The organism is Stenotrophomonas bentonitica, assembly GCF_013185915.1.
Classification (GTDB): domain Bacteria; phylum Pseudomonadota; class Gammaproteobacteria; order Xanthomonadales; family Xanthomonadaceae; genus Stenotrophomonas; species Stenotrophomonas bentonitica.
This window is the reverse complement of the sequence record NZ_JAAZUH010000001.1, coordinates 609,809-622,321: the sequence shown is the minus strand read 5'-3', so window position 1 is coordinate 622,321 and position 12,513 is coordinate 609,809. Positions and strand designations below refer to the sequence as shown.

The 12,513-nt window shown below is 66.7% G+C and carries 8 protein-coding genes and 9 tRNA genes; 5 read left to right on the top strand and 12 right to left on the bottom strand.

Features of this window, described 5'->3' with window-relative positions; translation table 11 throughout:
• The first annotated feature begins 37 nt into the window (after positions 1-37).
• The 3 genes from HGB51_RS02765 (at position 38) to HGB51_RS02755 (ending at position 5,789) form a co-directional block, all read left to right on the top strand.
• Positions 38-2,296, top strand: a complete 2,259-nt coding sequence (locus tag HGB51_RS02765) for a PAS domain-containing protein (RefSeq protein ID WP_070209260.1) — start codon at positions 38-40, stop codon at positions 2,294-2,296.
• Between the two features lie 529 nt (positions 2,297-2,825).
• A complete protein-coding gene (locus HGB51_RS02760) occupies positions 2,826-3,746 on the top strand; it encodes an AraC family transcriptional regulator (RefSeq protein WP_070209261.1) in 921 nt (306 codons plus the stop codon).
• Between the two features lie 186 nt (positions 3,747-3,932).
• Entirely contained in the window at positions 3,933-5,789 is a 1,857-nt protein-coding gene (locus tag HGB51_RS02755; RefSeq protein ID WP_084739090.1) for a methyl-accepting chemotaxis protein, read from the top strand.
• Positions 5,790-5,842: 53 nt separating this feature from the next.
• Here the strand turns inward: HGB51_RS02755 and HGB51_RS02750 are convergent.
• Positions 5,843-5,929 (bottom strand) — tRNA-Leu (locus tag HGB51_RS02750).
• 124 nt (positions 5,930-6,053) lie between these two features.
• Between HGB51_RS02750 and HGB51_RS02745 the strand changes: the two genes are divergently transcribed.
• Positions 6,054-6,434, top strand: a complete 381-nt coding sequence (locus HGB51_RS02745) for a response regulator (protein WP_070209262.1) — start codon at positions 6,054-6,056, stop codon at positions 6,432-6,434.
• Between the two features lie 7 nt (positions 6,435-6,441).
• Here HGB51_RS02745 and HGB51_RS02740 read toward each other — a convergent pair whose 3' ends face one another.
• The 11 genes from HGB51_RS02740 to HGB51_RS02690 form a co-directional block, all read right to left on the bottom strand.
• The gene (locus HGB51_RS02740) at positions 6,442-7,398 is read right to left on the bottom strand and encodes an SOS response-associated peptidase family protein (RefSeq protein ID WP_070209263.1); all 957 of its coding nucleotides are present in this window, start codon (positions 7,396-7,398) and stop codon (positions 6,442-6,444) included.
• 61 nt (positions 7,399-7,459) lie between these two features.
• Positions 7,460-7,535 (bottom strand) — tRNA-Glu (locus tag HGB51_RS02735).
• A 57-nt stretch (positions 7,536-7,592) separates the two neighbouring features.
• Positions 7,593-7,668: transfer RNA gene (locus tag HGB51_RS02730), tRNA-Ala, on the bottom strand.
• Between the two features lie 106 nt (positions 7,669-7,774).
• A tRNA-Glu gene (locus HGB51_RS02725) sits at positions 7,775-7,850 on the bottom strand.
• 50 nt (positions 7,851-7,900) lie between these two features.
• Positions 7,901-7,976, bottom strand: a tRNA-Ala gene (locus tag HGB51_RS02720).
• 75 nt (positions 7,977-8,051) lie between these two features.
• A tRNA-Glu gene (locus HGB51_RS02715) sits at positions 8,052-8,127 on the bottom strand.
• Between the two features lie 54 nt (positions 8,128-8,181).
• A tRNA-Ala gene (locus HGB51_RS02710) sits at positions 8,182-8,257 on the bottom strand.
• 123 nt (positions 8,258-8,380) lie between these two features.
• Positions 8,381-8,456: transfer RNA gene (locus HGB51_RS02705), tRNA-Glu, on the bottom strand.
• A 54-nt stretch (positions 8,457-8,510) separates the two neighbouring features.
• Positions 8,511-8,586: transfer RNA gene (locus tag HGB51_RS02700), tRNA-Ala, on the bottom strand.
• Between the two features lie 56 nt (positions 8,587-8,642).
• A complete protein-coding gene (locus HGB51_RS02695) occupies positions 8,643-10,826 on the bottom strand; it encodes a copper-transporting P-type ATPase (protein ID WP_216666705.1) in 2,184 nt (727 codons plus the stop codon).
• Positions 10,823-11,221, bottom strand: a complete 399-nt coding sequence (locus HGB51_RS02690) for a heavy metal-responsive transcriptional regulator (protein ID WP_070209142.1) — start codon at positions 11,219-11,221, stop codon at positions 10,823-10,825. The genes HGB51_RS02695 and HGB51_RS02690 overlap by 4 nt, the downstream gene beginning before the upstream one ends.
• A 216-nt stretch (positions 11,222-11,437) precedes the next feature.
• On the opposite strand from HGB51_RS02690, the gene HGB51_RS02685 reads away from it, so the two are divergent.
• Positions 11,438-12,508, top strand: coding sequence for a GlxA family transcriptional regulator (locus HGB51_RS02685; protein ID WP_246233397.1), 1,071 nt, complete (start codon positions 11,438-11,440; stop codon positions 12,506-12,508).
• Positions 12,509-12,513: the final 5 nt, after the last annotated feature.

The window sequence follows — 12,513 nt, the reverse complement described above, 5'->3', positions numbered from 1 at the left end:
TGAATACCGGTACGCTGTACCGGCGGCGGGAGACGAGATGACAGATCACCAGGCGGAGCAGGGCGGTCCGGTCCAGGGCGATGCAGCCAGCGATGGCAGCGCCGCGCTGGCGCGTGCGTTGCGTGAGATGACCGAGCAGCACCGCCGCCTGGAAATGATCATCGACGGCACCGCGATGGGCACCTGGGAGTGGAACTGCCAGACCGGCCAGATGTGGGTCAACGAGCGCTGGGCGCAGATCGTGGGTTACACCCGCGAGGAACTGGCGCCGATCACCCCGGAGACCTTCTTCCGCCTGGTCCACCCCGACGACCTTGCGCGCTCGGACGCGTTGCTGCGCGAGCACCTGGAAGGGCGCTCGCCGCACTACGACAGCCTGTGCCGGATGCGCCACAAGCAGGGCCGCTGGATCTGGGTGCAGGACCGCGGCCGCGTCTACGAATGGGATGGGGAGGGTCGGCCGCTGCGGATGGCCGGTGCGCACGCGGATGTCAGCGACCTGCAGAACGCCCGCGAAGACGCCGCCGACATGCGCCAGCGCCTGCAGGCGCTGGTCGATGCCTCGGACGACGTGGCGGTGATCGCCACCGACCCCGACGGCGTGGTGAACCTCTTCAACACCGGCGCGCAGAAGCTGTTGGGCTATCACCCCGATGAGGTGATCGGCCGGGTCAACCCGGGCCTGTTCCATGACGTGATGGAAATGCAGGACTTCCTGCGCCCGCTGACCGATGCCGACGGCCGCGCGCCGACCGTGTTCGAGGCGCTGACCGCGCACGCCGCGCATGGCACGTGGTCGCACCAGTGGACCTTCGTGCGCAAGGACGGCGAGCATCGCCAGGTGCAGCTGTCGATCAGCCCGCTGGATTCGGGCAACGGCCAGCGGCTCGGCTTTGTCGGCATGGCGGTGGACATCACGCCGCTGCTGGAAGTGCGCGAGCAGGCCTTCGTGGCCGCGGAAAAATTCGCCGGTGCATTCAACTCCGCCGCGCTGGGCATGGCGCTGGTGTCGCTGGAAGGCCGCTGGCTGGATGTGAACGATGCGCTGTGCGGGATTCTGGGTTACACCCGCGCCGAGCTGCTCGACATCGACTTCCAGACCCTGACCCATCCCGACGACCTGCATGCGGATTTGTCGCTGGTCGCCGACCTGCTGGCCGGTCGGCGCGACCATTACCACATGGAAAAGCGCTACCTGGGCAAGGGTGGCAACGTGGTCTGGGGGCGCCTGTCGGTGTCGCTGGTGCGTGCGCCGCACGGCGAGCCGCTGCATTTCGTTTCGCAGATCCAGGACGTGAGCGCGCAACGGCTCAGCGGCCAGCAGCTGCGCGACTCCGAACAGCGCACCCGGGTCACGCTCGATGCGGTGGCCGACATGGTGCTGACCCTGGACCTGCACGGGCAGATCCAGTACGCCAATGCCGCCGCCACCCGCGCGCTGGCCGGCGAGGGCGCCCAGCCGCTGACCGGCAGCCAGGTCCAGGACGTGATGGAGCTGACCACCGAGTACGCGCCGCGTTCGCCGCTGGACCTGGCGGTGTTGATGGACCCGGACAGCAATGCGGTGGACCTGCACTCGGACATGCTGCTTTCGGTCGGCGCGCGCCTGCTGCCCGTCGACGTGACCCGCGCATGGCTGCAGGACAGCACTGGACAGGTCAGTGGCGCGGTGTGGGTGATCCGCGATGTGACCCAGCAGCGCGCCCGCCAGCGCGAAGCGCGGCACCTGGCCGAGGTGGACCCGCTGACCGAACTGAGCAACCGGCGCGGTTTCGAGGCGCACCTGCAGGAGGCGATCACGCGGGTTGCCCGTACCGGGCAGTCGGCCTCGCTGATGTTCATCGACCTGGACAACTTCAAACCGATCAACGACACCCATGGCCACCTGGCCGGCGACGCGATGCTGTGGGCGGTGGCCAACGTGCTGCGCAACGGCGTGCGCGACTCCGACGTGGTGGCGCGGTTGGGTGGCGACGAATTCGCGGTGATCCTGGCTGGCTGCTCGCTGCGGCGCGCACGACGGATCGCCAGCGACCTGCTCGAATCGGTGCGCAACCTGAGCGTGCCGTGGAGCGTGGACCGGCTGGTGGTGGGCACCAGCATCGGCATCGCCGCGATCAGCGGCGGCATGAGCGTGGATGCGGCAGTGGCTGCAGCTGACGCGCAGTGTTACCGGGCCAAGGCCCTGGGCAAGAACAACGTGCAGGTGGAAGCGCCGGTGCACGGCGGTCCGGATCCGCTGGACATGGGCGACGGCGATCTGGATATCGAGAGTAACGAAGGCGGCCCGGGCTGAATCTTTCAGTTTTCCGGATGCGCCCCAAGGTATTTGGACTCAAGCACCAGAAGGTGCGGTCGATACCTTCCCGCAGCAAATTTTCTGCGGTTATCCAATCGTTGTCGGAATCATGTTAAAGCGTGCACCAGTTATCACTCTGGAAGAATATCTTCCAGATTCGGTTGAGTATGGTCCCGGGAACGGCGAAGCTTCCCGCAGAAACTGTGAAAACAACGCCTCGCTAAGGGATGCTGGACAGTCCCCACCGCCCAGCACCCCGTCGCGAGGCAGGTGAATTCTTACTGTTGGCCATTCGCCGCCGCTACGTAAAGTTTGCCAAATACGCGCAAATTCGGCATGACCTATAGGTGTGCAGGCACATGTGCACGTGTCGTACAGTAGGCCCCGCCCGCGCCGCGGCGCTCAGGGACGAAAGTCTTCGGCGATCGCCCCTGATTATCTCAGAGTACCCATGGAACACATGCCCGCCCTGATATTTCCGGACTTCGAGGCATATTCAAATTCTGTCAAGGGAATCGACGGCGAGATGCGGGTTACCGGTCACGGCGATGGTCCCTGGTTGTTGAATGTGCTGGAGCTTGGCGAAGTAACCCTGCTGCATGGCGTCGATGGCGCGCCGGTGCTGTACCGTGGCGCGCCGCATGAAGGTCGCTTCGGCGCCTACCTGTCGCTGCCGGGAAGCCAGACCGAGCTGGACGGCCAGCGCGTGGGCGACGACGGCTTCACCTGGCTGGCGCCGCGGGTGGAGCTGCAGGGCTTCACCCGGGTCCCGGCCACCTTCCTGGCAATCGACTTCACCGAGCGCGTGCTGCTGGAGCAGGCGGCGCAGATCGAGGCGCTGGACGTAACCGGGCTGTACCGCACGCGGAACATCGTGACCACCAGCGCCATGGTGGGGCACATCGCTGCGCTGGTGCAGCGCGCATTCGAGGTGCGCGACGCGCGTCCCGATGCGTTTGTCGAAGCCGGTCCGCGCCTGGCCTTCGTGGCCCAGCTCACCTCCGCCGTGCTGCAGTGCCACCAGCGCGCGGCCGGTGAGCCGGGCGTGGCCAAGCGCGGGCGACCGCCGCTGCCGCGCCGCGAGATCGTCCGGCGTGGGGTCGAGCACATCCAGCGCAGCCTGCGCGGCGAGGTGGCGTTCTCGGACATCCCGTTCGCGGTCGGGGCGTCGCAGCGCTCGCTGAACCGGGCCTTCGATGACCTGTTCGGCATGGCACCGCACCACTTCTATCTGATCGAACGCCTGCATGCGATCCGCAGCGCGCTGCGTACGGCCAAACCCGGCGACACCGTCACCGGCATCTGTTCCCGCTTCGGCGTGTGGGACCTGGGCCGGATGGCGGCCCAGTACGCGCGCATGTTCCATCTGCAGCCGGCACAGGAGCTGGCGCGGGCGCTGGGCGCGAAACCTACCGCCGGCGCCGCCGGCACGGGGCGTCGACGCTGATCGTGCCGACCCTAAAGTTTCATCCATCGCAGCCGCTCATGGAGGGGTAGACAGTTACCCGCTTCATCCCACGGAAGGTTCGTCACTCGCATGACGCGCCTCGTGAGTCCCCAAGCGTATTGCGTACTACATCGGGCATGGGGCCCGACGTAGCCCATTGAGCTTGTTGGAACCGAGGAAATACCGATGCCCACCGCAGCCATTCAGCCACCGGCGGCCGCACGCACTCCTGAAACCACGTCACTCCTGCGTTCCCTCGGGGCGCTGGCGTTCGCGCCCCGTGCAACCCGCCAGGCCAGCGCCGCGCTGGCGCAGCGCAACGCCGAGCTGGAAGCCCAGGTCGCTGCGCTGCACCGTGTGCAGGCGGTGATCGAGTTCGACCTCGAAGGCACCATCCTGCAGGCCAATGCCAACTTCCTGCAGACCCTGGGCTACACGCTCGAGGAGATCCGCGGCAAGCACCATTCGATGTTCGTCGACCCCGAGCATGTGCGCAGCACCACGTATCGCGAGTTCTGGGCGCGGCTGGGGCGCGGCGAATTCGACGCCGGGCAGTACCGTCGGCTGGGCAAGGGCGGGCGCGAGATCTGGATCCAGGCCTCGTACAACCCGGTGTTCGACAGCAGCGGACGCCCGGTGAAGGTGGTCAAGTTCGCCACAGACATCACCGCGCAGCAGATGCAGGCCGCCGACTTCGCCGGCCAGCTGGCCGCGATCAATACCTCGCAGGCGGTGATCGAGTTCAGCCTGGACGGCCGCATCCTCTCGGCCAACGACAACTTCCTGGCCGCGCTGGGCTACACGCTCGACGAAGTGCGCGGCAAGCATCATTCGATGTTCGCCGAGCCCGAGTATGTGCGCGGCGATGCCTACAAGCAGTTCTGGCAGAAGCTGGGGCGCGGCGAGTTCGACGCCGGCCAATACCGCCGTCTCGGCAAGGGTGGGCGTGAGGTGTGGATCCAGGCCTCGTACAACCCGATCTTCGACATGAACGGCAAGCCGTTCAAGGTGGTCAAGTACGCCACGGACATCACCGCGCAGGTGCGCGACGCGCAGGCGCTCGCCGCCGCCGTGGCGCAGACGCGTGACGTGGTGAGTGCCGCCCAGACCGGCGATCTCAGCCGCCGCATCGACACCGCCGACAAGACCGGCCAGATCGCGGCGCTGTGCGAAGGCGTCAACGCCATGGTCGAGACCATGGGCAGCATGATCGGCCAGATCCGTGTGGCCGCCGATGCCGTGGCACTGGGCGCCAGCGAAATCGCGGTAGGCAATAGTGACCTCTCGCAGCGTACCGAACAGCAGGCGGCGTCGTTGGAAGAAACCGCAGTCTCGCTGCAGGGTCTCACCAGCACCGTGCGGCAGAGCGCCGACAACGCGCGCCAGGCCAGCCAGCTGGCGGGTGGCGCGGTGGATGTCGCCGCGCAGGGTGGGCGCGTGGTCAACGACGTGGTCGCCACCATGGCGCTGATCAATGCTTCGTCCAAGCGCATCGTCGACATCATCGGCGTGATCGACGGCATCGCGTTCCAGACCAACATCCTGGCGTTGAACGCGGCGGTTGAAGCCGCGCGCGCCGGTGAACACGGGCGCGGGTTCGCCGTGGTCGCTGCTGAAATCCGCTCGCTGTCGCAGCGTTCGGCAGGCGCTGCCAAGGAGATCAAGCAGCTGATCGACGACTCGGTCGACCGCGTCGGCACCGGCACCGCGCAGGTGGAAAGTGCAGGGCGCACCATGGAAGAGATCGTGGCCAGCGTGAAGCGCGTGGACGAACTGATCGCGCAGATCAGTGTCGGCGCGCAGCAGCAGAGCGACGGCATCGTGCAGATCAATCAGGCAGTGGAGCACATCGACCAGAGCACGCAGCAGAATGCAGCGCTGGTGGAAGAAGCCTCGGCGGCCGCACGCAGCATGGAAGAGCAGGCGACCCAGCTGTTGCAGACGGTTGCTGCGTTCCGGGTGGATGGCGCGGTAGCGCAGGCGCTGCGGCATGCGGCGCAGTCGGGAAGCCCGGGCGGGGCACCGGGGTTGCGGTTGGTGTAACCCGGTTGGAAAAGCAAAAGGCCAGATCGCGGGATCTGGCCTTTTGGATTCCATGGTGCCGAAGGTGGGACTCGAACCCACACGCTTTTAAGGGCGGCGGATTTTGAGTCCGCTGCGTCTACCGATTCCGCCACTTCGGCTGGCTGGCCGCGTAGTGTATACAAACTCGGGTCGGTTGGGGAGGCCTGAACCGTTTAGGTTGGCCCCGGCCGTCATCTGGCCGCGACGCTATACTCATTGCGCTGAACCATACAGGGAACCGGAATGAGCGCGTTGCAGGGCCTGCGGGTACTGGTGGTCGAAAACGACGAGATGAGTGCCTCGCTGCTGGACATGCAGTTGGTGCAGCTCGGTGCTGTCGTGGTCGGCATGGCGGGAGCGGTCACCGAGGCCGTGCAGCTGGTCAAGGACCACGCGCCACAGGTGGTGCTGCTCGATTACCGCCTGGCCAACAATGAAACCAGTGACCCGGTCGCCGAACTGCTGACCGCGCGCGGCATTCCGTTCGTGGTGGCCACCGGCATGGCAGCCCATCAGCTGCCCGAGGCATTCCGCGCCGGCGTGGTGCTGGTCAAGCCGTACCTGGGCAAGGAACTGGAAGCGGCGCTGCTGAAGGCGCTGCTCGGGAACCCGGTCGCCAGCTGAGCGCGCGTTACGCCGCTTCTTCGTAACCCAGCTCCACCGGCTCGCGATCGTCGAGGATCCGGTACAGCGCGCCGAGGTTGTCGGGGTCCGGGTTCAACCAGGCATCCAGGTTCTCGCGCCGGATCGGCACGATGCAGCGGTCGTGTCCGGCGTCCGCCACGTCGCGTGGCGGTTCGTCGGTAATTGCGGCGAACGAGAGCAGGCGACCTTCGGGGCCTTCCCATTCCGACCACAGGCAGGCGATCAACAGATCGCGCTGCGGTCGGGGACGAAACTCCAGTACTACGTTCTGCGCGCTTTCGCCCGGCGCCAGCGTGCGCTGTTCCATGGCGTGCCGCGGCACATGCTCGTAGAACGACTGCACCACCACTACGCCATGATGGTGGCCGAAGGCATTCTTCCAGTACGCCTCCAGGCTGTCGCGGCGGGCGTTGTAGGTGCCGGGGTAGAGCGCGTCGTTGCGGGCGGGCTTGTCGGGCAGGCGGCATTGGTAGCGCATCGGTTTGATCACGCGCTGGCCGTGCTCGGAGACGATCACCGGCGCGTACACGCCCGGGAAAATGCGGCTATCGCGCGGCAGCAGGCCACTGCGGTGCAGGTCGGCCAGCCGCGCCTGCGCGCGGTCGATGCGGTTGCCGGCAATGCGGATCTCGTTGCGTGCCTTCTGGGTGGGGCGGTGCGCCAGGCTTTCTTCGGCCTGCTTCAGGCGTGCGCCCTGGACGCGCAGCTCCTGGTCGAGGGTCTGCATTTCTTCGGCGTGCCACTGCTGGATCTTGGCCACGATGTCCTGGCCGAGCGGGGTGCGCGCGCCGACGAAGCCGTCGTCCATGGCCTTGGGGGTTTTCGGGCGCTGCTTGCCGGCGTCGTGCGCGTAGAGCTGGGCGAATTCGTCCAGCGACAGGGTGGCGCCGAACTCACGGACGAGCTTGGTGTAGTCGGCGCGGATCTGGGCGGAATAGCACATGGGCGTAGGCTACCAAAACAAAAAGCCCCGACCGGAGTCAGGGCTTTTTGCGTTTTAAAATTGGCGTCCCCACGGGGATTCGAACCCCGGTCGCCACCGTGAAAGGGTGATGTCCTAGGCCTCTAGACGATGGGGACGCACGAAAACTTTAATTTGTATGCTGCATCCATCCGATCGGCCTAATGACCGGATGTTGGTGGAGCCAGGCGGGATCGAACCGCCGACCTCCTGCATGCCATGCAGGCGCTCTCCCAGCTGAGCTATGGCCCCACGTTGATGCTGCGAGCCGCCTATCATAGCGGGTTTGTTTCGGAATGCAAATGGATTTTTGAGCGGGCACAAAAAACCCCGGCATTGCCGGGGTTCTCTGCGTTATTGGCGTCCCCACGGGGATTCGAACCCCGGTCGCCACCGTGAAAGGGTGATGTCCTAGGCCTCTAGACGATGGGGACGCACGAAACTTTGAATTTTTCTTCTGTCGGACGGCCTATGTCCGGAGAAGTGGTGGAGCCAGGCGGGATCGAACCGCCGACCTCCTGCATGCCATGCAGGCGCTCTCCCAGCTGAGCTATGGCCCCACGTTGTTACCGCGAGCCGACCATCATAGCGTTGATTTGCCTGAATGGGAAGCCGGGGCCTTGCGTTTCGATGAGTGGCGTCCCCACGGGGATTCGAACCCCGGTCGCCACCGTGAAAGGGTGATGTCCTAGGCCTCTAGACGATGGGGACGCATGAAACTCATCAAATTTTTTCCAGCTGCTCCGGACGGCCTAAGGTCTGGAGTGGTGGAGCCAGGCGGGATCGAACCGCCGACCTCCTGCATGCCATGCAGGCGCTCTCCCAGCTGAGCTATGGCCCCACGATGCTGGAGGCCGAATTCTACGCGGATGTGAAGAGTTCGCCAAGTGTTTTCTGCATGCGCGACACATGCGCGACGCAAACAAAAAGCCCCGACCGGAGTCAGGGCTTTGTGCTTTGAAACTGGCGTCCCCACGGGGATTCGAACCCCGGTCGCCACCGTGAAAGGGTGATGTCCTAGGCCTCTAGACGATGGGGACGCACGAAAAACTTGAATTGTATTCACTACCTTCCAATCGGCCTAAGGATTGGAGTGGTGGAGCCAGGCGGGATCGAACCGCCGACCTCCTGCATGCCATGCAGGCGCTCTCCCAGCTGAGCTATGGCCCCACGTCGTGAGGAGCGGAATCATAGCGACGCTGTTTTCGAATGGCAAGAAAAAACTGTCATGCATTCGACACACGCTGATGGCGAAGCCGCAGCGCGTTGCTGATCACCGACACCGAACTCAGGCTCATCGCCACCGCAGCGAGCATCGGCGACAGCGTGATGCCCAGTGGATACAGCACGCCGGCCGCCACCGGAATGCCCAGACCGTTATAGAGGAAGGCAAAGCCCAGGTTCTGGCGCATGTTGCGCACGCTGGCGGTGGACAGCTGGCGCGCACGCAGGATGCCACGCAGATCGCCCTTGACCAGCGTGACCTGCGCGCTCGACATCGCCACGTCGGTGCCGTTGCCCATCGCGATGCCGACGTTGGCACTGGCCAGCGCGGGGGCGTCGTTGATGCCGTCGCCGGCCATCGCCACGATGCGTCTCTGCGCCTGCAGAGTGCGGATCAGTTCGGCCTTGTCGGCCGGGCGCATTTCGCCGTGCACTTCGTCCAGGCCGAGCTCGCGCGCGACTGCTTCGGCAGTGGCGGTGCCGTCGCCGGTGGCCATCACGATGCGGATGCCGTCGGCGTGCAGCTGCGTGATGGCTTCGGCGGTGGAGGCCTTGATCGGATCGGCCACCGCGATGATGCCGGCAAGGGTGCCGTCGACGCCGAGGTACATGACGCTGGCGGCGGTGCGACGCAGGCGGTCTGCATCGGCCTGCACCGGTTCCAGCGCGATGCCGTGTTCGCGCATCAGCGTGGCATTACCGAGCAGCAATGCCTTGCCGTCCACGGTGCCGCGCACGCCCAGTCCGGTGAGCGAATCGAAATCGTGCACGGTGGCGAGCGCCTGGCCGCGCGCACGCGCTTCGGCAACAATCGCCGCCGCCAGCGGATGCTCGCTGCCCTGGTCCAGGCTGGCGGCCCAGTGCTGGACCTGGTCGGCGTTGAAGCCGGCAACGGCAATCGCCTCGCGGAAGGCCGGGCGGCCTTCGGTCAGCGTGCCGGTCTTGTCCACCACCAGCGTGTCGACCGTGCGCAGGGCCTCGATCGCTTCGGCGTCGCGGAACAGTACGCCGTGCTGTGCGGCGCGACCGGTGGCGACCATGATCGTCATCGGCGTAGCCAGGCCGAGTGCGCAGGGGCAGGCGATGATCAGCACCGCCACCGCGCTGAGCACGGCGTGCGTCCACGACGGGTCCGGACCGAACAGGCCCCAGCCGAAGAACGTGAGCACCGCCACGCCGAGCACGGCCAGCACGAACCAGTACGCCACCTTGTCGGCCATGCGCTGCATCGGTGCGCGCGAACGTTGTGCCTGCGCGACCAGCTGCACGATCTGCGCCAGCATGCTGTCGTCGCCCAGCCTTTCGGCGCGGATCACCAGGCTGCCGGTGCCGTTGAGGGTGGCGCCGATGACCGTATCGCCCACGGCCTTGGCGACAGGCACCGGCTCGCCGGTCAGCATCGATTCGTCCACGCTCGAGCGGCCTTCCAGCACGCTGCCGTCCACCGGCACCTTCTCGCCGGGCCGCACGCGCAGGCGGTCGCCGGGCCGCAGGGAGGCGATCTCCACGTCTTCCTCGCGGCCATCGTCGCGCAGCACGCGCGCGGTTTTCGGTGCCAGGCCGAGCAGCGCCTTGATCGCTGCCGAGGTCTGCGCACGGGCGCGCAGTTCCATCAGCTGGCCGAGCAGTGTGAGCGAGATGATCACCGCTGCCGCTTCGAAGTACACGCCGACATGGCCATGCTGCTGGAAGGAGGGCGGGAACAGACCGGGGGCAACGGTGGCGACCACGCTGTAGCCATAGGCCGCCAGCACGCCGGTGCCGATCAGCGTCCACATGTTGGGGCTGCGGTTGCGGATCGACTGCGCCCAGCGCTGCAGGAACGGCCAGCCGGCCCACAGCACTACCGGGGTGGCGAGGGCGAACTCGATCCAGACCCGCAGCGATGGGGAGAGCGCGTGCAGAAGCGGCGTCATCGCCAGCATCGCCAGCAGGAACGTGGCCACGCTCAGCGGCAGGCTCCACCAGAAGCGCCGACGGAAATCGGTGAGCTCCGGGTTCTCGCCGTCGTCCAGGCTGGGCATCATCGGCTCGAGCGCCATGCCGCAGATCGGGCAGGTGCCGGGGCCGTCCTGCACGATCTCGGGATCCATCGGGCAGGTGTAACGGGTGCCGGGTGGTATTGCCGAAGCGGGGATGGCCGGTTTTGCAAGATGCGCCGAGCAGCAGCTGTGCGGAGCGTTCATGCGCGCGGCTCCGTCAGTGCGGCCAGGATCGGGCACTGTTCCAGATCGCCGTGGCCGGGGCAGGCATCCACCAGCTGGCCGAGCGCGGCCTGCATGCGCTGCAGTTCGGCGATGCGCTGCTCGATGTCCTGCAGTTTGTGAACGGCGGTGTCGCGGACCTGGGCCATGTCCTGGCCACGGTGGTCGCTGAGCCGGAGCAGTTCGCCGATCTCTTCCAGGGTGAAGCCCAGCGCCTTGGCGCGGCGGATGAAGCGCAGGCGGGTCAGGTCGGTGTCGGAAAACACCCGGTAGCCGCCGGCACTGCGCTGGGCAGTGGCGAGCAGGTGCTGGCGCTCGTAGTAGCGCACGGTGTCGATGGGCACGCCGGCCTGGCGTGCGAGCTGTCCTATGTTCACGGCGGTCTCGCAGGGGATCAGGGTCACAGTGTGAACCCTGGAGTCTGGTCAAGAGTCAAGGGTTTGCCGGAACCGGTCGGATGTCGTTACCGGGCCGGATTTACAACTAGTTTCATAGCTGCATGGGAAGGGCCTCCGTACGCTCCCTCTGAATCGCCGCCAAGCCTTGATCCAGCAGGGATTGCCGGTCTCAGAAGCCGTTCCAGGAGCGCCGTCATGGATGCATCTTTCCCCACCTCATCGTCGAACCCCAAGCCAACCTCGCCGACCCTCATGGAAGTCGCGGTGCTCGAATACCCCGGCAGCCTGCGCGCTGCCGCGCCCGTGCTGTCCGAGCTGGCCCAGCGCTGCAACCGTACGGCGGCGGCCGGCAAACGCTCGGGCGCGCGGATGCTGGTCACCCGCTGGACGCTGTCCACGCGCGGGCACGGCATGCAGCGCGTGGCCGGGGCCGAACTGTTCGGCGACGCCCCGCCATCGGTGATCGTGGTGCCGGGCAACGAGCCGAGCTGGCCGCTGATGCAGGGCGACGAGCGCATGCTGACCTGGCTGCGCGACTGCCATGACGCCGGCAGCCTGCTGGCCGGTTGCGAGGAGGGCGGCCTGCTGCTGGCCTCGGCCGGGATCCTGACCGGCCGCTCGGTGAGCCTGCCGGACCTGTCGCGCTGCCCGACGCTGGCCGCCGTGGTGCCGAGCTGGCAGCCGAGCGAGCGTGCCCTGGTCGACGACGGCGACCTGCTCACCTCGTCCGGCCCGGACGCCTGGAAGTACATCAGCCTGCGTCTCCTGGCCCGGATCTACGGGCAGAGCGTGATGAGCGCGGCGATCCAGCAGCTGCAGCTGGTCATTCCGCGCGGCGTGCAGGAAGACCTGGAGCGCTTCAGCCCGAACTTCGCCCACGGCGACCGCGGCATCCTCAAGGCGCAGCGCTGGCTGCACAGCATCGCCGCCCGTGGGGTGACCCTGCAGGACATCTGCGATGCGGCCGGGCTGGAACCGCGCACCCTGCAGCGGCGCTTTCTCAAGGCCACCGGCCTGCGTCCGATCGCGTACTGCCAGCGCCTGCGCATCGCCAAGGCACAGCTGCTGCTGCAGGGCGGTGGTGCGGTGGACGAAGTGTCGTGGGCGGTGGGCTACTCGGACCAGAGCGCGTTCCGTCGCCTGTTCCTGCGCATCGTCGGGGTGACCCCGGCGCGCTACCGCCGCCAGATCTTCGCGCAGCGCCGCGAGCGCCTTCGGACTGCGCTGCCGCACATGCAGGGCGAGCCGCTGCGGCCGGCCGCCTGAACCTC